This is a genomic window from Streptomyces sp. Y20 (assembly GCF_043195475.1).
Classification (GTDB): Bacteria; Actinomycetota; Actinomycetes; order Streptomycetales; family Streptomycetaceae; genus Streptomyces.
The window spans coordinates 20,167-44,628 of the sequence record NZ_JBIDDP010000002.1; the positions used below are offsets into that span (position 1 = coordinate 20,167).

Below are 24,462 nucleotides of genomic sequence, written 5' to 3' on the forward strand. Positions count from 1 at the left end.
CGCGGCCACGGTGCCGGTCACGCTCTCAGGCGCAGGCCGCGGGGTGTCGCCACGAATCCCGCCGTCTCCAGGAGGGTGCCCACGGGCGAGGTCAGGGCCTGGACGCCGTTGATCCGCTCGACCGTGACCGTGCCGAGCGAACCCGCGCGCGCCGCCGCGGCCAGCGCCTCGGCGGCCGTACCGAGGCGGGGGTCGTCGGGGATGTCGGTGTCCGGGGCGGCGGGCCAGGCCAGCAGTGTCTTGCCGCCGCGCTCCATGTACAGCGTCAGTTCGCCCTCCACCAGGACGACCAGCGAGCCCGCCTTGCGGCCCGGCTTGTGCCCGGCTCCGGTCGGCGGCTCCGGCCAGGGAAGGGCGGCGCCGTAGGCGTTCGCGGGGTCGGCCGCGGCGAGAACCACCGCACGCGGGTCGGGTGCCGGGGCCCCCGTACGGCCGTTGCCCTGGCTCCGGTGCGCGGCCGGACCGAAGGGGGCGGAGCCGTAGGAGCGGGAGCCACCGGGGGTGGAGGCGTAGGGGGAGGGACCGCTACCGCGGGGGCCGCCGTAGCCGGGGGAGGCGAAGGGGTCGGCGAGGCCGCGCGACGCGCGGTCACCGGCGGTGGTGGCGCGGTCCTCCGGCGGCCACGTGAAGTCGCCGTCCAGACCGGGGTGGGCGAGACCGCCGTCGGCCCCGTCGGAGGTGCCGGGGGGTGTGTGGCCGTGCAGAGTGCCGTCGGCTGTGCCGAAGGGCGCGTCGAACGGAGCGTCGAACGGATTGGGGAAGCCCGGGCCGGCGAAACCGTTCGCGCCGCCCGGGCCCCCGAAGCCGCTGGGACCGGCCGGGACGGGCAGGCCCTGCGACCGCTCGCGGGCGTTCGCCACCGCACGCAGGCGGTCCACCGCACCGTCCATCGCGAACTGGGCCGCGCCCAGGCCCTCGACCACGTAACCACGCCGGGCCTGGCCGCTCTCCTCGAACACGGACAGCACCCGGTACACCGCCGAGAAGCCGCCCTCCACACCCTCCGCGGAGACCGCGCCGCGGGTGACCACGCCGTGCCGGTCCAGGAGCGTGCGGGCCAGCGCGTGCGCGCGCACGGTGGCGTCGGGCTCGGCCGCGGGCAGCAGCGACCAGCGGCCGGCGACGGTCGGCGGGCCGGTGCGGGAGGCGGTGCGCGCCGCGGCCGTCGGGGAGCCGTACCGGCCGCGCGGGATGCTGCGCTTGGCACGGTGCGCCGTCGAGCCCGCGGTACGGCCCGAGCCCAGCAGGGAACGCATCGGCGCCAGCGTGTCGTTGGTGAGCCGGCCCGACCAGGCCAGGTCCCACAGCACGTCGGCCAGTTGCGGGTCGGTGGCCTCCGGGTGGGCGGTGGCCCGGACCTGGTCGGCGATCTGCCGGAAGAACAGGCCGTAGCCGCCCAGGAGGGCGTCCAGGACGGACTGGTGCAGCGGGGTCAGCTCCAGCGGGTGCGGTGACGGCAGCAGCAGCGGTGCCGCGTCGGCCAGGTAGAGGGAGACCCAGCCGTCCTTGCCGGGCAGGGCGCCCGCTCCGGCCCACACCACCTCGCCCGCGGCGGTCAGTTCGTCCAGCATCGAGGGCGTGTAGGCCGCCACGCGGGAGGGCAGGACCAGCTTCTCCAGCGCGGAGGCGGGCACCGAGGCGCCCTGCAACTGCTCCACCGCGCGCACCAGTCCGTCGACGCCCCGCAGCCCGTGGCCCTTGCCGATGTGCTGCCACTGCGGCAGGAACTGCGCGAGCGCGGGGGGTGGCACGGGTTCCAGTTCGTGCCGCAGGGCGGCCAGGGAGCGCCGGCGCAGGCGGCGCAGTACGGTCGCGTCGCACCACTCCTGGCCGATGCCCGCCGGGTGGAACTCGCCTTGGACGACTCGGCCGTTGGCGGCGAGCCGTTGCAGGGCGCCCTCCGTGACCGCGACACCCAGGCCGAAGCGGGCCGCCGCCGTGGCCGACGTGAACGGGCCGTGCGTGCGGGCGTACCGCGCGAGGAGGTCGCCCAGCGGGTCCTTGACCGGCTCGGTGAAGGCCTCGGGGACACCGACGGGCAGCGCCGTGCCGAGCGCGTCGCGCAGCCGGCCCGCGTCCTCCACGGTCGCCCAGTGCTCGGCGCCCGCGATCCGCACCCTGATGGTCCGGCGGGCACCGGCCAGCTCCCGCGCCCACTGCGGGTCCGCGCCCCGTGCGACCAGCTCGGCGTCGGTCAGCGGGCCGAGCAGGCGCAGTATGTCGGCGACTCCCTCCACGTCCTTGACCCGGCGGTCCTCCGTGAGCCACTGGAGTTCGCGCTCCAGCTCGGTCAGCACCTCCGCGTCGAGCAGTTCGCGCAGCTCCGCCCGGCCCAGCAGTTCGGCCAGCAGTCGCGAGTCCAGGGACAGCGCGGCGGCGCGGCGCTCGGCCAGCGGGGAGTCGCCCTCGTACAGGAACTGGGCGACGTACCCGAACAGCAGGGAGCGGGCGAACGGTGACGGCTCCGGGGTGGTGACCTCGACCAGGCGCACCTTGCGGGACTCGAGGTCGCCCATCAGCTCCACCAGCCCGGGAACGTCGAAGACGTCCTGGAGGCATTCGCGGACCGCCTCCAGGACGATCGGGAACGAACCGAACTCGCTCGCCACCTGGAGCAGCTGGGCCGCCCGCTGCCGCTGCTGCCACAGCGGGGTGCGCTTGCCCGGGGTACGGCGCGGCAGCAGCAGCGCGCGGGCGGCGCACTCGCGGAACCGGGAGGCGAACAGCGCCGAGCCGCCGACCTGGTCGGTGACGATCTGGTCGACCTCGCCCTTGTCGAAGGCGATGTCCGCCGCGCCGACCGGGGCCTGGTCGCCGTCGTACTCGGTGCCGGACTTCACCGGCTCCCGGTCGAGCAGGTCCAGGCCCATCAGGTCGGCGTCGGGCAGGCGCAGCACGATGCCGTCGTCGGCGTGCATGACCTGCGCGTCCATGCCGTACCGCTCGGACAGGCGCGCGCCGAGGGCGAGCGCCCAGGGGGCGTGGACCTGGGCGCCGAACGGCGAGTGCACGACGACCCGCCAATCGCCCAGCTCGTCCCGGAACCGCTCCACGACGATCGTGCGGTCGTCCGGGACATGGCCGCAGGCCTCGCGCTGCTCGTCGAGATACGACAGCACGTTGTCCACCGCCCAGGCGTCCAGACCCGCGGTGAGCAGGCGCAGCCGGGCGTCGTCCTTGGACAGCGAGCCGACCTCGCGCAGGAACGCGCCGACCGCGCGGCCCAGTTCGAGCGGGCGGCCGAGCTGGTCGCCCTTCCAGAAGGGCAGCCGGCCCGGTACGCCCGGCGCGGGGGAGACCAGGACGCGGTCGCGGGTGATGTCCTCGATGCGCCAGGAACTCGTGCCCAGCGTGAAGACGTCGCCCACCCGGGACTCGTAGACCATCTCCTCGTCCAGCTCACCAACCCGGCCGCCGCCCTTCTTGGGGTCGGAACCGGCGAGGAAGACCCCGAACAGGCCGCGGTCCGGGATCGTGCCGCCGGAGGTGACGGCGAGACGCTGGGCACCGGGCCGGCCGGTGACCGTCCCGGCCACCCGGTCCCACACCACGCGCGGGCGCAGCTCGGCGAACGCGTCCGACGGATAGCGGCCCGCGAGCATGTCGAGCGTCGCCGTGAACGCGGACTCGGGGAGCGAGGCGAACGGGGCGGCGCGGCGGACCACGGCGAGCAGGTCGTCGTATTGCCAGGTGTCCAGCGCCGTCATGGCGACCAGCTGCTGCGCGAGGACGTCCAGTGGGTTCGCGGGGACCCTCAGGGACTCGATGGCTCCCGTGCGCATCCGCTCGGTGACCACGGCCGCCTGGACGAGGTCCCCCCGGTACTTCGGGAAGACCACACCGGTGGAGACGGCGCCGACCTGGTGTCCCGCGCGGCCCACGCGCTGCAGGCCCGAGGCGACCGAGGGCGGGGACTCGACCTGCACGACGAGGTCCACGGCGCCCATGTCGATGCCCAGTTCCAGGCTGGACGTGGCGACCACCGCGGGCAGCCGGCCCGCCTTCAGGTCCTCCTCCACCAGGGCACGCTGCTCCTTGGAGACCGAGCCGTGATGCGCGCGGGCGATCACCGGGGGCGCGCCCTGGGCCGCGCCCGAGCCGCCCATCAGCTGGGCGGGGGAGTGGTGCTCGTCCAGGGGTTCGCCGGTGGCGCGCTCGTACGCGATCTCGTTGAGCCGGTTGCACAGTCGTTCCGCCAGCCGACGGGAGTTGGCGAAGACGATCGTGGAGCGGTGGGACTGGACCAGGTCGGCGATCCGCTCCTCCACCTGCGGCCAGATCGACGGCCGCTCACCGCCCCCGGCCGCGTCGGCCGCCGGGGAACCGCCCAGCTCCCCCATGTCCTCGACCGGGACGACCACGGACAGGTCGAACTCCTTGCCGGACTCCGGCTGGACGATCTCCACCTTGCGGCGCGGCGACAGATACCGGCCCACCTCGTCCACGGGGCGCACGGTCGCCGACAGGCCGATCCGGCGGGCGGGCCTCGGCAGCAGCTCGTCCAGCCGCTCCAGGGAGAGCGCGAGGTGCGCGCCGCGCTTGGTGCCCGCGACGGCGTGCACCTCGTCCAGGATCACCGTCTCCACGCCGGCCAGCGCGTCGCGCGCGGCCGACGTCAGCATCAGGAACAGCGACTCGGGGGTGGTGATGAGGATGTCCGGCGGGCGGGTGGACAGCGCGCGGCGCTCGGCGGCGGGGGTGTCACCGGAGCGGATGCCGACCCGGATCTCGGGCTCGGGCCGGCCCAGGCGCACGGACTCCTGGCGGATGCCGGTCAGCGGACTGCGCAGATTGCGCTCGACGTCGACCGCGAGCGCCTTCAGCGGCGACACGTACAGCACCCGGCAGCGCTTCTTCGGATCGGCCGGGGGCGGGGCCGAGGCCAGCTGGTCCAGGGCGGCGAGGAACGCGGCCAGTGTCTTGCCCGAGCCGGTCGGGGCGACCACCAGCACGTCCGAGCCCTCCCGGATGGCCTGCCACGCGCCGGCCTGGGCCGCGGTGGGCGCGGAGAACGCCCCCGTGAACCAGCCGCGGGTCGCGGGGGAGAAGCCGTCCAGGGCTCGGTGTGCGGAGCTGACCATGCGTCCATCCTGCACCCGCCCACTGACAATCGCCCTGACCTGGGCAAATCCGAATGAGCGGGCTTTGTGTCCCTCGCGGGCGCCCACCGCGGTGCGGGCGGGCGGGCGGCGCGAAGCGGGGCGGCGGCATAGCGGGGTGCTACGGCGGCTCCGAGCCCCGCGCGTTTGCGCTCACGGCTCCGGGCCCCGCGCGTCTGCGGCCGTGAGGGTGGACGGCGGCCGTACGGGCTGTCGGCGCGTGAGGCGGAGCCGTCCCGCCCAACGGGCTGGGGTCAGCTGTTCCGGCCCACCGGGCCGCCCCTCCGGCGCCCTGGACCGGCCGGCTCACGAAGAGGCCGTGCGCCCGACCGGTCAGTACACGAAGCCGTGCGCCGGGCCGGTCAGCCCACGAAGCGGCCGTGTGCCCGCAGCGTGCGCAGTGCCTCGATCGTCACCAGGGGGCGTGCCTCCAGCGCGGGGGCCGGGGCCCACTGACGCCAGCGGACGGGCCAGCCGCCGTCCTCCCGCTGCTCGGCGGCCAGGTGGTCCAGCGAGCGCGCCATCTCGTCATCGGTGAACCACGCGCGCGCGAGCGAGTCCGGGCTGCGGGCGAAGTCGTGCGGGAAGTGGTGCTCGCCCGGGGCGTAACCGGAGGCGACCGGGAACGCGTCGAGACGGCCGGGGTCCAGCGCCGCGAGGCGCTGCTCCCGCACCAGGCGGCCCAGCCGGTCGGCGGCGGCCTCCGCGCGCGGGCGGTCGGCAGCGGAGTCCAGGAAGGTCACGGCGGCCTCCACCTCGTAGGGGTGGGACTTCTCCAGGGACTCCACGGCCTGCCAGCAGAAGTCGGTGGCCCGGAACAGCCACGCGTGCCACACCGCGTTGCGATGCAGCACGCCGACCACCGGTCCGGTGGCCAGCAGCTCGCTCGGTGGGTCGTCGACGACGGGGACGAACGGCGCCGTCGGATACCCGCGCTGGCTGGGGTGGACGGCCGGCAACGCGCCGTCCGGAGTGGAGACGGAGGTCAGATAGCGGCACACGCGCTCCACCCGCTGTCCGCCGCACCGCCCGATGGCGTCCAGCACGCGCAGGGCGTGCGCGGTGTGCAGGGGCTGGCTGACCGGTCCGCGCAGATCGGGTTCGAGCGCGTGCCCGTAGCCGCCGTCCTCGTTGCGGTAGGCGTCCAGCGCCGTCTCCACCGTGTCCGGGGTGCCGTGCAGGAAGTGGTGGGCGAAGAGGCGCTGTTCCAGCACGCGCGCGGTGAGCCACACGAACTGCTCGGCGCGCAGGAGCGGGGAGAGCGCCGGCGGCGTGGAGGGGAGTGGGGAGTCTCCTGTTTCGGGCATGGGTCAGACCGTAGGACGGAAAGCGGTCTCGGGAAGCACTCCGGGCCAGGGCCCACACTCAGGGGCGGGATACTGGAGTCATGCGGTTGACGGTCTTCTGGCAGCGGATGGCGGAACACTTCGGTCCGGAGTACGCCGACACCTTCGCGCGTGATCACGTCATGGCGGACCTGGGCGGACGCACGGTGAACGAGGCACTGGACGCCGGCTGGGAGGCCAAGGACGTGTGGCGCGTGGTCTGCGCGGTCATGAGCGTGCCCGGCGAGAGACGCTGACGGACGCCGGCCGGCCGGCCGGAATGCGCTGGTTGCACGGGTCGAGCCCGGTGGGGGAACCGGCGGTACGGCACTGATCTGTCACGAAGGCTGCCCACGGGCACCGGCTGTCCGTGGCGTGGGCGAGACTTGGCCCGTGGCATCGACTCACGAGGACCCCCTGGCACCGCCCGCCGTCGGCGACGAACCGGCCGCGGCGTCCGACCCGCACACGGCACCGGCGACGACGCCACCCGGCCGGGCTCCGGCCTCCGGGGTCGTCGCCCCGCCTTCCGGGGCCCTCGCCCCTCCCGGCCGGATGCCGCGCTGGCTGCCGCGCGCCATGGTGCTCGCGCTCGCGCTGATCGCCGCGTTCCAGCTGGGCAGCTGGGCCTTCCACCAGCTGACCGCCCTGCTGATCAACATATTGATCGCGTTCTTCCTGGCTCTCGCGATCGAGCCGGCGGTGAGCCGGATGGCGGCCCGCGGGATGCGCCGGGGGCTCGCCACCTTCCTGGTCTTCCTCGGGCTGACCGTCCTCGCCGCCGGTTTCGTCACGCTGCTCGGGTCGATGCTGGCCGGTCAGATCATCAAGATGATCGAGGGTTTCCCGGACTACCTCGACTCGCTCATCAACTGGATCAACAAGAGCTTCCACACGGAACTCCGACGGGTGGACGTCCAGGAGGGGCTGCTCCACTCCGACTGGCTGCGCAAGTACGCGCAGAACAGCGCGGCCGGTGTCCTCGACGTGTCCGCCCAGGTCCTCGGCGGCCTCTTCCAGCTGCTGACGATCGGGCTGTTCTCGTTCTACTTCGCCGCGGACGGCCCCCGGCTGCGCCGCGCCCTGTGCTCCGTCCTGCCGCCCGCCCGCCAGGCCGAGGTGCTGCGCGCGTGGGAGATCGCCGTCGACAAGACGGGCGGCTATCTCTACTCGCGCGGCCTCATGGCACTCATCTCCGGGGTCGCGCACTACATCCTGCTCGAGTCCCTGGGCGTGCCCTACGCGCCCGTGCTCGGTGTCTGGGTCGGCATGGTCTCGCAGTTCATCCCCACCATCGGGACGTACCTGGCGGGCGCGCTGCCGATGCTGATCGCGTTCACCGTCAACCCTTGGTACGCGGTGTGGGTGCTGGCCTTCGTCGTGGTCTACCAGCAGTTCGAGAACTACATGCTCCAGCCCAAGCTGACCGCCAAGACGGTGGACATCCACCCGGCGGTCGCCTTCGGTTCGGTCATCGCGGGGACCGCGCTGCTCGGTGCGGTCGGCGCGTTGATCGCCATCCCCGCGGTGGCCACCCTCCAGGCGTTCCTCGGGGCGTACGTGAAGCGGTACGCCGTCACGGACGACCCCCGGGTGCACGGGCACCAGGGCCGGCCGGGCGGTCCGGGAACGCTCACGCGCGTCCGTCGGCTGTGGTCCGGCCGTTCCGCCGGGCAGGAGCGGCCGTAGGGCCGGGGCGGTGACCGCGGCGGACCGCTGCGGTCGCGCGGCCGAGCGGCCGCACGGCCGCATGTCCGGATGTCCGCATGTCCGGATGCCGCTGTCCGTACGGGGAGCTCGGCCGGAGCCGTTCGGCCGCCCCCGGGGGCCCTGCCCGCTCGCGTGGTGCGCTTGACACAAAAATCGAACATCCATTCATATGGAGGCTCAGGCGAGGCTTTCGGCAGGGGATTACGTCCCGATTCGAGGGTAGATGCCCCTCGGTTATCCACAGGCTGGGCCTGCGTCGAGGCGCATTGTCAGTGGCAGGCGTTAGCGTCTTTGACGTGAAGCGATCGACTCAAGCAAACCGGGTGGAACCCATGGCAGGAACCGACCGCGAGAAGGCGCTCGACGCCGCGCTCGCACAGATTGAACGGCAATTCGGCAAGGGCGCGGTCATGCGCATGGGCGATCGGTCGAAGGAGCCCATCGAGGTCATCCCGACCGGGTCGACCGCGCTCGACGTGGCCCTCGGCGTCGGCGGCCTGCCGCGCGGCCGTGTCATCGAGGTCTACGGACCGGAGTCCTCCGGCAAGACGACCCTGACCCTGCACGCGGTCGCGAACGCCCAGAAGGCCGGCGGCCAGGTCGCGTTCGTGGACGCGGAGCACGCCCTCGACCCCGAGTACGCGCAGAAGCTCGGTGTCGACATCGACAACCTGATCCTTTCCCAGCCCGACAACGGCGAGCAGGCCCTGGAGATCGTGGACATGCTCGTCCGCTCCGGTGCCCTCGACCTGATCGTCATCGACTCCGTCGCGGCGCTCGTCCCGCGCGCGGAGATCGAGGGCGAGATGGGCGACAGCCACGTCGGTCTCCAGGCCCGCCTGATGAGCCAGGCCCTGCGGAAGATCACCAGCGCGCTCAACCAGTCCAAGACCACCGCGATCTTCATCAACCAGCTCCGCGAGAAGATCGGTGTGATGTTCGGCTCCCCGGAGACCACGACGGGTGGCCGGGCGCTGAAGTTCTACGCCTCGGTGCGGCTCGACATCCGGCGTATCGAGACGCTGAAGGACGGCACCGACGCGGTGGGCAACCGCACCCGCGTCAAGGTGGTCAAGAACAAGGTCGCGCCGCCCTTCAAGCAGGCCGAGTTCGACATCCTCTACGGCCACGGCATCAGCCGTGAGGGCGGCCTGATCGACATGGGCGTGGAGCACGGCTTCGTCCGCAAGGCCGGCGCCTGGTACACGTACGAGGGCGACCAGCTCGGCCAGGGCAAGGAGAACGCGCGCAACTTCCTCAAGGACAACCCCGACCTGGCCAACGAGATCGAGAGGAAGATCAAGGAGAAGCTGGGCGTGGGCGTCCGGCCGGAGAAGCCGGCCGCTGAGCCGGGCGCGGACGCGGCGGTCACCATCGCCGCGGCGGACGACGCCAAGTCGGTGCCCGCCCCGGCAGCCGCCAAGGCCGCCAAGCCCAAGGCCGCCGCAGCCAAGAGCTGACCCGTGACACGACGAACCGACTGGGCCGAGTACGAGTACGCCTCCCCCGGCGCGCTACGGGGGAGGGGCACCCGGGGACGGCCGGACTCCGCCACGGACGGTGACGACGGACACCGGGGCGACGGACACCGGCTTGCCGGGTCCGGGGGCGACGGGCACCCGGACCACGGTTACGGCGAGTCCGGGCGGAGTGGCGCGTACGACGAGTACGGCGGGCGTGACGCCGACGCCGGGTTCGACGCGTACGGTGCCACCGGCGGAGATGGGGGCGACGGAGGCCACCCGGAGGCCGCGGACGGTGAGCCGCGAAGGGCCGGCTCGCCCGGCCGTGGCTCCGGAGCCGACGGCGGCCCGCGGGGTGGGGGCCGCAGACGTGGCCGGAGGCGCGGTTTCGGGGACGCGCCCGGTGAGGACGAAGACGCCCTTCCCTCGTCGAGGGCCGAGCGGGGGGAGTCTTCAGGGGACCCGGCTGAGCGGGCCCGGGCGATCTGCCTGCGCCTGCTCACCGGGGCCCCGCGCACCCGCAAGCAGCTCGCGGACGCCCTGCGCAAGCGGGAGATCCCCGACGACGTCGCCGACGAGGTGCTCTCCCGGTTCGAGGAGGTCGGGCTCATCGACGACGGCGCCTTCGCGGACGCCTGGGTGGAGTCCCGGCACCACGGCCGGGGACTCGCCCGCCGGGCACTCGCCCGGGAGCTGCGCACCAAGGGGGTCGACCCCGCGCTGATCGACGAGGCCGTCGCCCAGCTCGACTCCGAGCAGGAGGAGGCGACCGCCCGCGAACTGGTCGCCCGCAAGCTGCGCGCCACGCGCGGCCTCGACCGGGACAAACGGCTCCGGCGCCTCGCCGGGATGCTCGCCCGCAAGGGTTACGCAGAGGGCATGGCCCTCCGCGTCGTCCGCCAGGCCCTGGAGGAAGAGGGCGAGGAAGCGGAGTTCCCCGAGGGCGGGGACCTCTTCTGACGCGGCCCTCCGGGACCGGCCGACGGGAACCGGCGCCGGGGTGGGGTTAGCCCCCCGCCGAGGACGCCGGGCCACCGCAGTGCTCTCCACCCCCGCACCGGTGAGTCTGTACGCGTGCCCAGCGCACTGTCACCGCCGATGCGTACAACAGAAGAGAGCCCGCCCCGATGCTGCTGCGTTACGCCCTCCGGACGGTCCGCGCCCGCAAGGCCGGATTCCTCGGCGCCTTCCTCGCCCTGATGTGCGCCGCCGCTCTGATCACCGCGTGCGGCACCCTGCTCGACACCGGCCTGCGCGGCACCATCCGGACCGAGCGCTACGCCGCCGCTCCCGTCGTCGTCTCCGCGGACCAGTACGTCCACCGGACCACCGTCAAGCACAAGAAGGGCAAGACCAAGGTCAAGCACAAGGCGAAACCCATCGCCGAGCGTGCCTGGCTCCCCGCACACCTGCGCGGCACCCTCGCCCGCACCCCCGGCGTGGCCCGGGTCGTCCCCGAACTCACCTTCCCGGCGCAGCCGTCGACCCCGGCCGGCACCGGTGGCCGTACCGCATACGGTCATGCCTGGGAGTCCGCCGCGCTGACGCCGTACCGGCTGACCACGGGCAGCGCCCCCGAGGCCGCCGGTGACGTCGTCATCGACGGTGGCCTCGCCGCGCGGGCCCGGCTGCGGCCCGGCGACCGGCTCACCGTGCAGTCCACACAGGCCCCGCGCAGCTACCGCGTCACCGGCATCGCCACCCCGGCCACCGCCGTACGCCACCAGACGTCCCTGTTCTTCTCCGCCGCCGAGGCTCGCCGGCTGGCCGCGCACCCCGGGCAGGTCACCGCCTTCGGTGTACTGCCGGTCAAGGGGGCGGACCCCGAGCAGGTGCGCCGGGCCGTCGCGCGGGCGCTGCACGGCACCACCGCCCAGGTCAGCACCGGCGACGCCCGTGGGCCCGTCGAGTTCCTGGACGCGGCTGCCGCCCGCACCCGGCTGGTCAGCATGGGCGGCGCCATGGGCGGCACGTCGCTGCTGGTGGCGGTGCTCGTGGTCGTCGGCACCTTCGCGCTCACCGTGCAGCAGCGCCACCGGGAACTCGCCCTGCTGCGGGCCGTCGCCGCCACGTCCGGGCAGATCCGCGCCCTGCTCGGCCGGGAGGCGCTGATCGTCGGCGCGGCGGCGGGCACGGCCGGCGCACTCCTCGGGATGCCGCTGGGCGGCTGGTTGTACGCCAGGTTCGTCGCCCTGGGTGCCGTACCCGACACGCTGGAGCGCACCGTCGGTGTCTTCCCGCCGCTCGCCGCTCTCGCCGCCACCCTGCTCGGTGCCTGGGCCGCGGCCCGGATCGCCTCCCGCAGGATCGCCCGGATCCGGCCGGCCGAGGCGCTCACCGAAGCCAGGGCCGAGCCCACCCGGCCCGCCTGGGGCCGGATCGCCGCCGGGCTCCTGCTCCTCTCCGGCGGAGTCGTCCTCGTCGTCGTCCTCACCTTCCTGCGCGCCGAGCCCGCCTCGACTCCCGTGACCTTCCTCGCCGTCGTCGTCCTGTCCACTGCCGTCGCCCTGCTAGGCCCCCTCCTGGTCAGGGCCGCCGCGCTGGTCCTCGCCGGCCCGCTCCGGCTCACCGGTCACGGCGGCCGGCTCGCCACCGCCAACCTGCGCGGCAACGCCGCCCGCATGGCCTCCGTCGTCACCCCCCTCACCCTGTTCGTCGGCATGACCTGCACCGTCCTGTTCGTGCAGTCCACCCTCGGGGACGCGGCCCGCACCCAGGCCCGCGAAGGCGTCCGGGCCGACTGGGTGGTCGCCGCCCAGGGGCCCGGCGTCCCCGGCGAGGCCGCCGAGCGGCTGCGCGCCCGGCACGACACCGTCACCGAGGTGGTCCGCACGACGGTGCGCGTCGGCCTCGACAAGTACCCGGCGCAGGGCGTCACCCCGAAGGGCCTCACCCGCACCTGGGACCCGGAGGTCACCGCCGGTTCCCTCGGCCGGCTCGGCCCCGGCACCGTGGCCGTCAGCGAACTGGCCGCCGACCAGCAGCACATCGGGCCCGGAAGCACCCTGAAGCTCACGCTCGGCGACGGGACCCCCGCCACGCTCACCGTCGCCGCCGTCTACACCCGGGGGCTCGGCTTCGGCGATCTCACCTTCGCCCACGACCTCGTGGCCCGCCACGTCGACAACCCGCTCGCCTCCTCCGTCCTCGTCCGCACCGCCCGTACACAGACACAACTCGCGACTACGCTCCGTGAGTTCCCGGGAGTGCGGATTCTCTCTCCGGCCGCCGCCGACGCCCTCCAGGCCGACCGGCAGCAGACGAACGCCGAGGTCAACTACCTCGCCATGGGTCTGGTCCTGGCGTTCACGGCCATCGCCGTCGTCAACACGCTCGCCATGTCGGTCGCCGAACGTGTCCGGGAGTTCGCCCTGCTCCGCCTCGCCGGCGCGACCCGCCGTCAGGTGCTGCGGATGCTGCGCACCGAGGTACTGGCCGTCCTGCTCCTGGCCACCTCGCTCGGCAGCGGTATCGCGCTCGCCGTGCTCACCGCGTTCAGCGTCGGCATGACGGGCCGGGTGGCGGCCACGGTGACCCCGCTGCTCTACGCCGCCGTCGTCGCGGCCGCCGGTCTCCTCGCCCTGGTGGCCGCAGCGGTGCCGGGGCGCGCCGCGCTCCGGGTGCGGGCGGTGACCGTCGCCACGGCGCAGGAGTAGCACCGGTACCGCCCGGGGCACGCGGGCGGGTGGAGCGGTGAAGCCCCGGGCGGGTCCTTGGGGTTCACCGCTCCGCGTGACGCACGGGTGAAGCGTGGCTCAGGACCGTGCCGGCTCCACCGGCAGCCCCGCCGCGCGCCAGGCCTGGAAGCCGCCGGCCAGGTCCGTCGCCCGGTGCAGGCCCAATTGGTGCAGGGACGCGGCCGCGAGGCTGGAGGCGTACCCCTCGTTGCAGACGACGACGACCCGCACATCGTGCCCCGTGGCCTGCGGGACACGGTGGCTGCCCTGCGGGTCGAGACGCCACTCGAGTTCGTTGCGCTCGACGACGAGGGCTCCCGGGATCAGCCCGTCGCGCTCCCGCAGGGCCGCGTACCGGATGTCGACCAGCAGCGCCTCACCGGCCCGCGCCGCCTCGTACGCCTCCCGTGCCTCGACGCGCCGGTAGCCCGTCCGCACGCGGTCCAGGAGGTCGTCGATGCCCTGCGGCTGTCCCCCCGGCACACGCGCCTGCTGCGACTGCTGGGCCTGCTGCGACTGCTCGATGGTGCCGCTCACTGCCAGTCCTCCGGGCGTTCGACCTGCTCCAGGCGCAGCACCTGGCCGGTGCGACTGTAACGGCGCATCCTGGGCAGCGGCGGGTAGTAGGCGTGGACGGAGATGGCGTGTCGGTCACCGGACTCGTTGAGCACCTCGTGCACATGGTGACGGCCGAACGCGCGTCCCCTGCCGGCGGACAGCCGCCGGGTGCGGTCCACGCCCTCGGTGAGTTCCAGTGTCTTCCAGCCGTCGGTGGGCAGCCGGGCGGCGAGGGAGTGTTCCGTGAGGTCGCCGGAGGCGGTGAGGAACGCGCCGACCGAGTCGGCGTGGTCGTGCCAGCCGGTGCCGGTGCCCGGCGGCCAGCCGATCAGCCAGGCCTCGCTGCCGCCGGGCCCCTCCAGCCGCACCCAGGTGCGGCCCTCGGGGTCGAGCGGCAGGGAGGCGATCAGTTCCGCGTCGGCGGCCGTGCGCCGGACGAAGTCGAGGAGTTCGGCCTGGGTGGGTCCCGCGCCGACGGCAGGTGAGGCGGCAGCGGACAGGGAAGGGTAGGGGGAGGAGACAGACACGTGCACCGTCCTGGAGCAGGTTCGCGGACACGGGCGCGCGACGGCGCCCGGGAAGGGAGAAGGACGCGAATTCAGCAGGACGGGCGACACACGCAGCCCGCGTAGCGGACGAGGTCCATATGGACCCTCCGCCACAGGCGCACACAGGTGTCGGTCACGATCCGGAGTACAGCACGCTGCCGCACGCGGGTCAACCGACAGTCACTTCGTGGACGGGGGTGAGGGGGCGCGGGTCAGCGCGCGCCCGAACCGGCTTCCGCCTCCTCCTGCACCGCGCCGCCCAGCGTGGCGTCGGCCGCCGCGTACAGGTCGGCCGGGCGCACTCCGCTCAGGGCCGTGACCAGGTGACCGTCGGGGCGTACGAGCAGCACACTGTGCGCCGGCGCGCCCGGATAGCTCTCGGCGACCAGCAGTTCGGCGGGGTGCGGCAGCGCGGTCACCGCCGCCGCCAGCCGGGGCATCACCCCGGCGGACATCCAGTGCCTGCGGTCCCAGACACCCGTGCCGGGCGCGATCAGGACGACGAGCAGCGCACCGCGGCCGAGCCGGTCGCGCAACCGGACGAAGGACCCGTCCTCCGCCGTGACGCGGACATCGGTCACCGGCGCGCCGGGCGGGGTGCCGACCGCGATCTCCGCCTCCAGGCGCCCGGGGGCGAGCGGCGAGCCGGCGTACGACCCGGGTCCGCCCAGCGGGCCGCGCCCCAGATGACCGTCCGTCAGCAGCGCGTCGTGGCTCCGGGCCGCGCCGGGGACGATGTGGCGCAGCCCGCCCCCGCCGCGCAGCACCGGCAGCGCCTGGTCGGCGGCGCGCAGCCGGGCGGCGACCACCGCGCGCCGCTCGGTCTGGTAGCTGTCCAGCAGGGCCTCGTGCGGGCCGTGGTGCCAGGCAGCGGCCAGCTTCCAGGCGAGGTTGTCGGCATCCCGGAGACCCTCGTCGAGCCCTTGCGTACCGAGCGCGCCGAGCAGATGCGCCGCGTCCCCCGCGAGGAAGATCCGGCCGGCGCGCCACCGGCGGGCGAGGCGGTGGTGCACCGTGTGGACACCGGTGTCGAGCAGGTCGTACACCGGCGCGGAGCCGTCCGACCAGCCCGCGAGGGTCTCGCGGACGCGGGCCAGCAGGACCTCGGGCGTGACCAGGTCCTTGCCCGGCGGCAGCAGCCAGTCCAGGCGCCACACACCGTCCGGGAGGGGGCGGGCGGTCACCTCCCCGGCCGGGGGCCCGGACTGCCGCCACGGCGGCATCCGGTGGAGCAACGCGTGGGCCTCCCACGGAAGTTCCACGCGCAGTGCGGCGACCGCGTGCCGCTCGACCGCCGTACGGCCCGGGAAGCGGATGTCCTGGAGCTTGCGCACGGTCGAGCGGGGGCCGTCACAGCCCGCCAGGTAACTGCCCCGCCACCACGTGCCGCCGGTACCGCGGGTGCGCGCGGTGACGCCGGAACGCTCCTGCTCGATCGCGTCCAGGCGGCTGTCCACGGCCATCCGTACCAGCGGCTCGTCGGCGAGGGCCGCGCGCAGGGCGTTGGTGAGGACGTGCTGGGCGATGTGCAGCGGGGCCGCGGGGCCGGCCTCGTCGAAAGTGACCTCGCTCATCACCTGTTTGCGCCGCAGGGAACGCCATCCGGCCCAGCGCACGCCCTGCTCCGCGAGCGCGACCCCGGTCAGCCGCTCCAGCAGGGCGGCCGTGTCCTCGCGCAGGACGACGGTGCGCGCCGGGCGGGGTTCGTCCTTGCCGGGGCCCTCGTCCAGGACGACGGCGGGCACGTCCTGACGGGCCAGCAGCAGGGCGAGCGTGAGTCCGACGGGGCCCGCTCCGACGATGATCACCGGGTCCATGACGCGGCGCCCCCTGCCCGTGACGATGCCCTGACGGAGACGAGTGAACAGGAAGGTGGAGCGGGGTGCACGATCACACGAGGTATGCAACCCATTGGCAGAGTTTGCGTCAAGCGACCGGAGGCAGTGGCGATCACGCCACTGCCTCCGGGTGGTGCATTCGGGCCCGATCGTCCGTCAGGCCGCGATGCCCGTGGTCGTGGTGCCCGCGACGTTCGCCACGTCCTGGGCGCCGAGCACCGCGCCGGTCGACTTCTTGCGCCGCCGCAGCCGGCCCTCCAGCCAGCTCGCGAACGAGGTCAGCGAGAAGTTGATGATCACGAAGATCAGGGAGACCACCGTGAAGGAGGCGATGGTGTTGGCGCCGTAGTAGCCGCTCATCGTGTTCGCCGCGGAGAGCAGTTCGGGGAAGGTGAGGACGGCGCCGCCGAGCGCGGTGTCCTTCACGATGACCACCAGCTGGCTGACGATCGCCGGCAGCATCGCGGTGACCGCCTGCGGCAGCAGGACAAGCCGCATCACCTGGTTCTTGCGCAGGCCGATCGCCATGGCCGCCTCGGACTGGCCCTTCGGCAGGGTGAGGATGCCCGCGCGGACGATCTCGGCGAGAACGGACGCGTTGTACAGCACCAGGCCGGTGACGACCGCGTACATCGGACGGTCGTCGGAACTCACGTCGGTGTACTGGCTGTACAGCTCGTTGCCGAAGATCATCAGGATCAGCACGGGGATCGCGCGGAAGAACTCGACCACGATCGTGGCCGGGACCCGCACCCACACGTGGTCCGAGAGCCGGGCGATGCCGAAGACGGCGCCCAGCGGCAGCGCGATGACCATCGCCAGGGCGGCCGCCGTCAGGGTGTTCCGCAGGCCGGGCCAGATGTACGTCGTGTAGGCCTCGGAGCTGAAGAACGGCTTCCACAGCGCCCAGTCCAACTGGTGCTTGTCGTCGAGGGCGAGGTACGCCCACCAGACGACGGCCGCGAGCACGACCATGAAGAGCGCCGTGTACAGGATGTTGCGCCGCTTGGCGCGCGGCCCCTGGGCGTCGTACAGGACCGAGGTCATCGCTTCACCGCCACCTTCTTGCCCACCCAGCCGAGGATCAGACCGGTCGGCAGCGTCAGGCAGCAGAATCCGAAGGCGATGACCGCGGAGATCTGAAGCAGCAGCGCCTCCTTGTCGAGCATTTCCTTCATCAGGGTCGCCGCCTCGGCCACACCGATCGCCGCCGCCACCGTCGTGTTCTTCGTCAAGGCGATCAGTACGTTGGTCAGCGGGCCGACGGCCGCCCTGAAGGCCTGCGGCAGCACGACCAGGAACAGCACCTGGCTGAAGCCCAGGCCGATGGCCCGCGCGGCCTCCGCCTGGCCGACCGGCACGGTGTTGATGCCTGACCGGATCGCCTCGCACACGAAGGCCGACGTGTAGAGGGTCAGACCCAGCACGGCCAGCCGGAAGTTCAGCGTGTCGGTGTCGTGGGTACCGAGGCTGACGCCCAACGTCGAGTAGAGGCCGAGCGAGGAGAACAGAATGATCACCGTGAGCGGGATGTTCCGCACGATGTTCACGTAGGCGGTGCCGAAACCGCGCATCAGCGGCACCGGGCCCACCCGCATGGCGGCCAGCAGGGTGCCCCAGACCAGGGAGCCCACGGCGGACAGCAGTGCCAGCTGTACCGTCGTCCAGAAGGCTCCCAGTACGTCGTAACCCTCAAGAAAGTCGAACACGATCTCCCGCGCTTCCGCGTGTAGGGATGCCCGGACGTGCCGCCCTCACGGACGGCGCGTTCCCCGGGCGTTGCCTCAGCTCTTGACGTCGCCGATCTTCGGCGCGGGCTCGTTCTTGTAGCCGGCCGGACCGAAGTTCTTCTTCACGGCCGTCTCCCAGGAGCCGTCGGAGACCATCTGCTCCAGCGCCTTGTTGATCTTCGCCTTGAGGTCGCTGCCCTTCTTGACGCCGATGCCGTAGTTCTCGTTGGTCATCTTCAGGCCGCCCAGCTTGAACTTGCCCTTGAACTGGGCCTGCGAGGCGTACCCGGCGAGGATCGAGTCATCGGTGGTCAGGGCGTCGATCACCTTGTTCTGGAGACCGGTCAGGCACGCGGAGTACGTCGGGTACTGCTGGAGCTGCGCCTTGGGGGCGAGCTTCTCCTTGACGTTCGTCGCCGAGGTGGAACCGGTGACCGAACACAGCTTCTTCTTGTTGAGGTCGGCCGGCGTCTTGATGCTCTTGTCGCCCGCGCGGACCAGCACGTCCTGGTGGGCCAGCAGGTACGGGCCGGCGAAGTCGACCAGCTTCTGGCGCTCGGGCGTGATGGAGTAGGAGGCGGCGATGAAGTCGACGTCACCGCGCTTGAGCATGGTCTCGCGGTCCGCGCTCTTCGACTCCTTCCACTCGATCTGGTTCGCGCCGTAACCGAGCTTCTTGGCGACGTACGTGGCCACGTCGACGTCGAAGCCGGCGTAACCCTGGGGGGTCTTCTGGCCGATGCCCGGCTGGTCGAACTTGATGCCGATGGTGATCTTCTTGCCGCCGCCGGAGGAGCTGTTGTCGTCCTTCTTGTCGCCGCCGCACGCCGTGGCGGACACGGAGAGGGCGAGGAGGACGGCCGAGGCGGCGGTGACCTTGCGGAGCTTCATGCTGAACATCCTTTGGTGGTGAGGAACGAGGCCCCTCAGGCGCGGGTGACGCGCCCGGGGCGGTACCGCGGCGACGCCGTCAGTGGTGCAGGATCTTGGACAGGAAGTCCTTGGCCCGGTCGCTGCGCGGGTTGCTGAAGAACTGGTCGGGGGCGGCCTCTTCGACGATCCGGCCGTCGGCCATGAAGACCACGCGGTTCGCGGCCGACCGTGCGAAGCCCATCTCGTGCGTGACGACGATCATCGTCATGCCCTCCCGGGCGAGCTGCTGCATCACCTCGAGGACCTCGTTGATCATCTCGGGGTCGAGGGCGGAGGTCGGCTCGTCGAAGAGCATGACCTTCGGGTCCATGGCCAGCGCCCGGGCGATCGCGACACGCTGCTGCTGGCCGCCGGAGAGCTGTGCGGGGTACTTGTCGGCCTGGGTGCCCACGCCTACCCGGTCCAGCAGGGCGCGCGCCTTCTCCTCGGCCTGCTTCTTGTCCGCCTTGCGGACCTTGAGCTGGCCCAGCATCACGTTCTCGAGCACGCTCTTGTGCGCGAAGAGGTTGAAGGACTGGAAGACCATGCCGACGTCCGCCCGCAGTCGGGCCAGCTCGCGCCCCTCGTGCGGCAGGGGCTTGCCGTCGATCGTGATCGCGCCCGAGTCGATCGTCTCCAGGCGGTTGATGGTGCGGCACAGCGTCGACTTCCCGGACCCTGAGGGCCCGATGACCACGACGACCTCGCCGCGGGCGATCGTCAGGTCGATGTCCTGAAGCACGTGCAACGCGCCGAAGTGCTTGTTGACGCCGCTCAGGACGACCAGGTCGTCGGACGTGGCCACGTCTTCCTTGGCCACCGAAACTTTGGTCATCGCTCTCAGGCTCCGTCCTCCTCGGGTTTCCGAGGACAGTAGTGAGCGGCTGTGACCTGCGTCATCACATCTGAGGGGAACTTGAGCATCACGATCCGATAGCAATCGGACACGTGTCGTAGTACGCGCCGCCGCGCACGTATCGGCCGGATAACGGAAGCGGCACGCAACCCCGGGCCCCTTGACGCCGTCCTCTCCATCGGCGTCACTGCCATGGTGCACGCGCGCGCGTGCGGCACAAGACCCCGCGACCACCGGGACCGTACGACCACTGAAAACGGAGGGGGCCTGAATGCGACTGCTCCTCGTCGAGGACGACAACCACGTCGCCGCGGCCCTGTCCGCCGTCCTCGCGCGGCACGGCTTCGACGTCACCCACGCGCGCAGCGGTGAGGAAGCGTTGCAGGCACTGGTCCCCGAGAGCGACGGCTTCGGCGTCGTCCTGCTCGACCTCGGCCTGCCCGACCAGGACGGCTACGAGGTCTGCGGCAAGATCCGCAAGCGCACCGCCACCCCCGTCATCATGGTCACCGCGCGGTCCGACGTCCGCTCCCGGATCCACGGCCTCAACCTGGGCGCCGACGACTACGTGGTGAAGCCGTACGACACCGGGGAACTGCTCGCCCGTATCCACGCCGTCGCCCGGCGCACCGTCCACGAGGACCCTGCCGCCGGCGGCGAGGACGCCCTCCTCCTCGGCCCCATGCGCATCGAACTGCCCACCCGCCAGGTCAGCGTGGACGGCTCGGTGGTCCAGCTGACCCGCAAGGAGTTCGACCTGCTCGCGCTGCTCGCCCAGCGGCCCGGGGTGGTCTTCCGGCGCGAACAGATCATCAGCGAGGTCTGGCGGACCAGCTGGGAGGGGACCGGTCGCACCCTGGAGGTGCACGTCGCCTCCCTGCGCGGCAAACTCCGCATGCCCGCGCTGATCGAGACCGTACGCGGCGTCGGCTACCGGCTCGTCGCCCCGGCCGCCTAGCGGGGACGGGTGCGCACACGCCTCCTGCCGCTGCTCATCGTCCTGCTGGCGGCGGTCCTGCTCGCGCTCGGCGTCCCGCTCGCCGTCAGCTGGGCCGCCGCCCAGCAGCAGCGGGTCGTCGTCGACCGGATCGACGACACGGCACGCTTCGCGGCGCTGGCCCAGTTCGTCACCGACGGCCCCAGCGGTTCCCGCCGTACCACCACGGACGAGCGCCAGGAGAGTCTGCGCAGCGAACTGGAGAGCTACTACGGCGTCTACGGCATCCGCGCGGGCGTCTTCTACCGCAACGGCTCGGCGATGGCGAACGCGCCCGGCGACTGGTTCGTACCGCAAGCCGGGGAGGTCCGCAGGGCGTTCGACGAGGCACTGCTCAGCCGGCGCAGCCACGACCCGCGGCAGGTGTGGCCGTGGCAGGGCAGCCGGCTCGTCGTCGCCTCACCGGTGATCCGGGACGGGGACGTCGTCGCGGTCGTGGTCACCGAGTCGCCCACCGGGCAGATGCGCTCCCGCATCCTGCGCGGCTGGCTGCTCATCGGGGCCGGTGAGATCGCGGCCATGCTGCTCGCCGTCGGCGCGGCGCTGCGGCTGACCGGCTGGGTGCTCAAACCGGTACGGGTCCTGGACGCCACCACCCACGACATCGCCACCGGCCGCCTGAAGTCCCGGGTCGCGGTCGCCGGGGGGCCGCCGGAACTCAGACGGCTGGCCCGTTCGTTCAACGAGATGGCGGACAACGTCGAGGCCGTGCTGGAGCAGCAGCGCGCCTTCGTCGCCGACGCCTCGCACCAGCTGCGCAACCCGCTCTCGGCGCTGCTGCTGCGCATCGAACTGCTCGCTCTCGAACTCCCCGAGGACAACGAGGAGATCGCCTCCGTCCGCACCGAGGGCAAGCGCCTCGCGCAGGTACTGGACGACCTGCTCGGCCTGGCGCTGGCCGAACACGCCGAGGCCGACCTCCGCCTGACCGACATCGGCGCGCTGGCCGAGGAACGGGTGGCCGCCTGGTCGCCGGCCGCCCGCGCCCAGGGCGTGCTGCTGACGGGGGACTGTCCGCCCACCACGGCCTGGGCCGACCCGATCGCCCTGTCCAGCGCCCTCGACGCGGTGATCGACAACGCCGTGAAGTTCACCCCCGAGGACGGCACGGTGGAGGTGGCCGTCCGGGCCGACGGCGACACCTCCACGGTCGTCGTCACCGACACCGGCCCCGGCCTCACCGACGAGGAACTCGCGCGCGTGGGAGACCGTTTCTGGCGCAGCGGCCGGCACCAGAACGTACGGGGGTCGGGCCTGGGCCTGTCCATCACCCGCGCCCTGCTCGCGGCGGGCGGCGGCTCGATCGGCTACGCCCACCACGAACCGCGCGGACTGCGGGTGACGGTCACGGTCCCGCGGCACGCGGAACACCGTTAGGCAGCCGCCCTCGGACCGCGGTCTAGGGTTTCACCGACCGGTAGTAGCGCCGGGCGCCCTCCTGGAGCGGCAGCGGGTCGGTGTAGATGGCGGTGCGCAGGTCCACCAGCTGGGCGGAGTGGACGTGGGCGCCGATGCCGTCCCGGCTCTTGATCACCGTACGGGTCAGCCACTCGGTGAGCCGGGGGTCCAGGTCCGTCCGGGTGATCAGTACGTTGGACACCGCGATCGTCGGCACCTGCGCGCCCTGCTGCGCGACCGGGTAGGCCGACTCGGGAATGTTGGTGGCCCGGTAGTAGCGCGCCGCCTCGCCCTCGCTGTGCAGCCGGGCGATGAGGTCGTCGTCGATGGGCACGAACCGGAAGGCCGCCTTCTTCGCCAGCGCGACCAGCCCCTTCGTGGGCAGCCCGCCCGACCAGAAGAACGCGTCGATCTTCCCCCGCCGGAGCTGGTCGGGTCCGGTGTCGATGCCGTCCGACACCGGGGTGATGTCCTTGACCGGGTCGATACCGGCGGCGCGCAGCACCCGGTCGGCGATCAGCCGCACCCCCGAGTCGGGCAGCCCGGTCGCCACCCGTCGGTGGCGCAGGTCCGCGACGCTTCTGATGCCGGAGCCGCGGGGCACGACGAGATGCACGTAGTCGTCGTAGAGCCGGGCCACCCCGCGTAGCCGCCCGGCGCCCTCGCCGTGCCGCAGTTCGTACGTCGCCACCGCGTCGGCCGCCGCGATGGTGAAGTCGGCACGCCCGGTCGCCACCCGCTGGACGTTCTCCTGGGAACCGGCGCTGTTCAGCAGCCTCACCTTCAGGCCGGGCATGTCCGTGGCCAGCTCGGCGCGCAGCCGCTCGCCGTACTCCTGGTAGACCCCGCGGGGGGTACCGGTGCTGAACACGATCGTCCCGCTCGGCGGCTTCTCGCCCAGGGGCAGCAGCCACCACAGCAGCAGACCGAGGGCCACGACACCGGCGGCCACGCCTTGGAGCGCCCGGCGCCTGCTGATACGGGGGAACGTCTTGGACATGCGGGCGATCCTGCCAGCCGATGCGCGGCACTGACCAGGGCCGTGGCCGTTCCGGGGGCCGGCCGCGGCCGGCGGGCCCTGTCAGTGGCGGCCGTTAGAGTCGCCGTATGAGCACTTCGCCCGCCGGTCTCGTGCGTGAGTTCCACCGTGCCTTCGGCCTCGATGCCCGCAGCACGCCGACGCAGGTGGACCCCGCACTGGCGGCCCACCGCGGGGAACTGCTCGCCGAGGAGGCCGCGGAGGTCGCCGAGGTCGCGGTCGGGGGCCCGCTCGACCGGCTCGCGCACGAGCTGGCCGACGTGGTGTACGTGGCGTACGGCACGGCACTGGTGCACGGCATCGACCTCGACGAGGTGATCGGCGAGATCCACCGCGCCAACATGAGCAAGCTCGGCCCGGACGGCCAAGTGGCCCGCCGGGCCGACGGCAAGGTCCTCAAGGGCGAGCACTACCGGGCGCCGGACGTGTCGGCCGTACTGCGCCGCCAGGGCTGGACACCGGGCGGCGCGGCCTGACTTCGGCGGCGAGCGCCCGTCAGCGGTGGCCGGTGAGTCGTGGGCAGGCCCCGATGTGACCTGCCTCGCGAGGGGGCGGCGGAGGCCGGTGCCCGTCTGCCTCCCCGGGCCGGTTCCGGAGGTCCCGCAGCGCACGGCGTCCGGCAATCGACCGGGCGGCGCCCATCGGACCGGACCGGCCGCCCTGCACGGTCGCTCCATGCCGCCCCGTGAGAGGTTGGTGGCATGACGAAGCGCGTCGCGCTCCTGCGCGGGATCAACGTCGGCGGCCGTACGCAGATCGCCATGGCGGACCTGCGCGGCCTGTTCACCGCCCTGGGATGCGAGACCGTCCAGACGTATCTGCGCAGCGGCAACGTGGTGTTCTCGGCCCCGGCCGGGCAGACCGACGCCGAGCTGGCCGCACGCATCGGGGAGCGGATCGCCGGCGACCTGGGGGTGTCGGTCACGGTCCTGCTGCGCACGGCCGAGTCCCTGGCCCGCACCGTGGCCCGCAACCCCTACCTCGGCCGGGAGGACGACCCGGCCAAGCTGCACGTCACCTTCCTCGCGCGGGAGCCGACCGCCGAACAGGCCGCCCGGCTGGAGGTGCCGGCCGGCGAGACCGCCGTGTTCACGCTGGCCGGCGACGAGATCCACCTGCACGTCCCCGACGGGTACGGCAGGACGAGGCTGGACAACGCCTTCATCGAGCGCCGCCTCGGCATCCCGGCCACCACCCGCAACTGGAGGACGGTCACCGCCCTGCACGACCTGGCGGCGCGGGACTGAGCCACGGCCGGGGACCGGGCCGCCGCCCGGCCGCACGGCGTCGTCCGGGCCGGCATGACCGGCCC

General features: G+C 72.9%; 20 protein-coding genes. 9 read left to right on the forward strand and 11 right to left on the reverse strand.

Annotated features, from left to right (window positions below):
• Window positions 1-17: 17 nt before the first annotated feature.
• Both ACGFT1_RS05285 and ACGFT1_RS05290 read right to left on the reverse strand, forming a co-directional pair.
• Window positions 18-5,081, reverse strand: a complete 5,064-nt coding sequence (locus tag ACGFT1_RS05285) for an ATP-dependent helicase (protein WP_373907685.1) — start codon at window positions 5,079-5,081, stop codon at window positions 18-20.
• 380 nt (window positions 5,082-5,461) lie between these two features.
• A complete protein-coding gene (locus ACGFT1_RS05290) occupies window positions 5,462-6,406 on the reverse strand; it encodes a hypothetical protein (protein ID WP_373907686.1) in 945 nt (314 codons plus the stop codon).
• 80 nt (window positions 6,407-6,486) lie between these two features.
• On the opposite strand from ACGFT1_RS05290, the gene ACGFT1_RS05295 reads away from it, so the two are divergent.
• From ACGFT1_RS05295 to ACGFT1_RS05315, 5 genes are all read left to right on the forward strand, one after another.
• Entirely contained in the window at window positions 6,487-6,681 is a 195-nt protein-coding gene (locus ACGFT1_RS05295) for a DUF3046 domain-containing protein (RefSeq protein WP_373907687.1), read from the forward strand.
• A gap of 298 nt (window positions 6,682-6,979) precedes the next feature.
• On the forward strand, window positions 6,980-8,113 hold the full coding sequence (locus ACGFT1_RS05300) for an AI-2E family transporter (RefSeq protein ID WP_373908222.1): 1,134 nt from the start codon (window positions 6,980-6,982) through the stop codon (window positions 8,111-8,113).
• Window positions 8,114-8,466: 353 nt separating this feature from the next.
• Entirely contained in the window at window positions 8,467-9,594 is a 1,128-nt protein-coding gene (gene recA / locus ACGFT1_RS05305; protein WP_373907688.1) for a recombinase RecA, read from the forward strand.
• A 3-nt stretch (window positions 9,595-9,597) separates the two neighbouring features.
• The gene (recX, locus tag ACGFT1_RS05310; protein WP_373907689.1) at window positions 9,598-10,557 is read left to right on the forward strand and encodes a recombination regulator RecX; all 960 of its coding nucleotides are present in this window, start codon (window positions 9,598-9,600) and stop codon (window positions 10,555-10,557) included.
• Window positions 10,558-10,724: 167 nt separating this feature from the next.
• Complete coding sequence (locus ACGFT1_RS05315; RefSeq protein WP_373907690.1) at window positions 10,725-13,253, forward strand: FtsX-like permease family protein; 2,529 nt, start codon at window positions 10,725-10,727, stop codon at window positions 13,251-13,253.
• Window positions 13,254-13,352: 99 nt separating this feature from the next.
• On the opposite strand, the gene ACGFT1_RS05320 is transcribed toward ACGFT1_RS05315, so the two are convergent.
• From ACGFT1_RS05320 to ACGFT1_RS05355, 8 genes are all read right to left on the reverse strand, one after another.
• Window positions 13,353-13,757 (reverse strand): rhodanese-like domain-containing protein, encoded by a 405-nt coding sequence (locus ACGFT1_RS05320; protein WP_373908223.1) that lies wholly within the window; start codon window positions 13,755-13,757, stop codon window positions 13,353-13,355.
• Window positions 13,758-13,807: 50 nt separating this feature from the next.
• On the reverse strand, window positions 13,808-14,359 hold the full coding sequence (locus ACGFT1_RS05325) for a cysteine dioxygenase (RefSeq protein ID WP_373907691.1): 552 nt from the start codon (window positions 14,357-14,359) through the stop codon (window positions 13,808-13,810).
• Between the two features lie 71 nt (window positions 14,360-14,430).
• On the reverse strand, window positions 14,431-14,478 hold the full coding sequence (locus tag ACGFT1_RS05330; RefSeq protein ID WP_309506048.1) for a hypothetical protein: 48 nt from the start codon (window positions 14,476-14,478) through the stop codon (window positions 14,431-14,433).
• 114 nt (window positions 14,479-14,592) lie between these two features.
• Window positions 14,593-16,197 carry an FAD-dependent monooxygenase gene (locus ACGFT1_RS05335; RefSeq protein ID WP_373907692.1) on the reverse strand — a complete coding sequence of 535 codons (1,605 nt, stop codon included), beginning with the start codon at window positions 16,195-16,197 and terminating at the stop codon, window positions 14,593-14,595.
• A 177-nt stretch (window positions 16,198-16,374) separates the two neighbouring features.
• Entirely contained in the window at window positions 16,375-17,265 is an 891-nt protein-coding gene (locus ACGFT1_RS05340) for an amino acid ABC transporter permease (protein WP_373907693.1), read from the reverse strand.
• The gene (locus ACGFT1_RS05345; protein WP_373907694.1) at window positions 17,262-17,927 is read right to left on the reverse strand and encodes an amino acid ABC transporter permease; all 666 of its coding nucleotides are present in this window, start codon (window positions 17,925-17,927) and stop codon (window positions 17,262-17,264) included. The genes ACGFT1_RS05340 and ACGFT1_RS05345 overlap by 4 nt, the downstream gene beginning before the upstream one ends.
• A gap of 75 nt (window positions 17,928-18,002) precedes the next feature.
• Window positions 18,003-18,839: a glutamate ABC transporter substrate-binding protein gene (locus tag ACGFT1_RS05350; protein WP_373907695.1), complete on the reverse strand. Its 837-nt coding sequence runs from the start codon at window positions 18,837-18,839 to the stop codon at window positions 18,003-18,005.
• Between the two features lie 79 nt (window positions 18,840-18,918).
• Entirely contained in the window at window positions 18,919-19,695 is a 777-nt protein-coding gene (locus ACGFT1_RS05355; protein ID WP_373907696.1) for an amino acid ABC transporter ATP-binding protein, read from the reverse strand.
• Window positions 19,696-19,987: 292 nt separating this feature from the next.
• On the opposite strand from ACGFT1_RS05355, the gene ACGFT1_RS05360 reads away from it, so the two are divergent.
• On the forward strand, window positions 19,988-20,674 hold the full coding sequence (locus tag ACGFT1_RS05360) for a response regulator transcription factor (RefSeq protein ID WP_373907697.1): 687 nt from the start codon (window positions 19,988-19,990) through the stop codon (window positions 20,672-20,674).
• 9 nt (window positions 20,675-20,683) lie between these two features.
• Entirely contained in the window at window positions 20,684-22,090 is a 1,407-nt protein-coding gene (locus ACGFT1_RS05365; protein WP_373907698.1) for a sensor histidine kinase, read from the forward strand.
• Window positions 22,091-22,112: 22 nt separating this feature from the next.
• Here the strand turns inward: ACGFT1_RS05365 and ACGFT1_RS05370 are convergent, their stop codons facing one another.
• Window positions 22,113-23,111 carry a TAXI family TRAP transporter solute-binding subunit gene (locus tag ACGFT1_RS05370; protein ID WP_373907699.1) on the reverse strand — a complete coding sequence of 333 codons (999 nt, stop codon included), beginning with the start codon at window positions 23,109-23,111 and terminating at the stop codon, window positions 22,113-22,115.
• A 107-nt stretch (window positions 23,112-23,218) separates the two neighbouring features.
• Here ACGFT1_RS05370 and ACGFT1_RS05375 point away from each other — a divergent pair, with 107 nt between their 5' ends.
• Entirely contained in the window at window positions 23,219-23,626 is a 408-nt protein-coding gene (locus ACGFT1_RS05375; protein WP_373907700.1) for a MazG nucleotide pyrophosphohydrolase domain-containing protein, read from the forward strand.
• Between the two features lie 225 nt (window positions 23,627-23,851).
• Complete coding sequence (locus ACGFT1_RS05380; RefSeq protein ID WP_373907701.1) at window positions 23,852-24,397, forward strand: DUF1697 domain-containing protein; 546 nt, start codon at window positions 23,852-23,854, stop codon at window positions 24,395-24,397.
• Window positions 24,398-24,462: the final 65 nt, after the last annotated feature.

What these genes read in the sequence shown, in the direction of transcription:
- recA (WP_373907688.1), top strand. Translation starts at nt 8,467, where the DNA reads ATGGCAGGAACCGACCGCGAGAAGGCGCTCGACGCCGCGCTCGCACAG.
- ACGFT1_RS05290 (WP_373907686.1), bottom strand. Translation starts at nt 6,406, where the DNA reads ATGCCCGAAACAGGAGACTCCCCACTCCCCTCCACGCCGCCGGCGCTC.
- ACGFT1_RS05285 (WP_373907685.1), bottom strand. Translation starts at nt 5,081, where the DNA reads ATGGTCAGCTCCGCACACCGAGCCCTGGACGGCTTCTCCCCCGCGACC.
- ACGFT1_RS05335 (WP_373907692.1), bottom strand. Translation starts at nt 16,197, where the DNA reads ATGGACCCGGTGATCATCGTCGGAGCGGGCCCCGTCGGACTCACGCTC.
- ACGFT1_RS05370 (WP_373907699.1), bottom strand. Translation starts at nt 23,111, where the DNA reads ATGTCCAAGACGTTCCCCCGTATCAGCAGGCGCCGGGCGCTCCAAGGC.
- ACGFT1_RS05380 (WP_373907701.1), top strand. Translation starts at nt 23,852, where the DNA reads ATGACGAAGCGCGTCGCGCTCCTGCGCGGGATCAACGTCGGCGGCCGT.
- ACGFT1_RS05360 (WP_373907697.1), top strand. Translation starts at nt 19,988, where the DNA reads ATGCGACTGCTCCTCGTCGAGGACGACAACCACGTCGCCGCGGCCCTG.
- ACGFT1_RS05375 (WP_373907700.1), top strand. Translation starts at nt 23,219, where the DNA reads ATGAGCACTTCGCCCGCCGGTCTCGTGCGTGAGTTCCACCGTGCCTTC.
- ACGFT1_RS05355 (WP_373907696.1), bottom strand. Translation starts at nt 19,695, where the DNA reads ATGACCAAAGTTTCGGTGGCCAAGGAAGACGTGGCCACGTCCGACGAC.
- ACGFT1_RS05340 (WP_373907693.1), bottom strand. Translation starts at nt 17,265, where the DNA reads ATGACCTCGGTCCTGTACGACGCCCAGGGGCCGCGCGCCAAGCGGCGC.
- ACGFT1_RS05315 (WP_373907690.1), top strand. Translation starts at nt 10,725, where the DNA reads ATGCTGCTGCGTTACGCCCTCCGGACGGTCCGCGCCCGCAAGGCCGGA.
- ACGFT1_RS05295 (WP_373907687.1), top strand. Translation starts at nt 6,487, where the DNA reads ATGCGGTTGACGGTCTTCTGGCAGCGGATGGCGGAACACTTCGGTCCG.
- ACGFT1_RS05300 (WP_373908222.1), top strand. Translation starts at nt 6,980, where the DNA reads ATGCCGCGCTGGCTGCCGCGCGCCATGGTGCTCGCGCTCGCGCTGATC.
- ACGFT1_RS05350 (WP_373907695.1), bottom strand. Translation starts at nt 18,839, where the DNA reads ATGAAGCTCCGCAAGGTCACCGCCGCCTCGGCCGTCCTCCTCGCCCTC.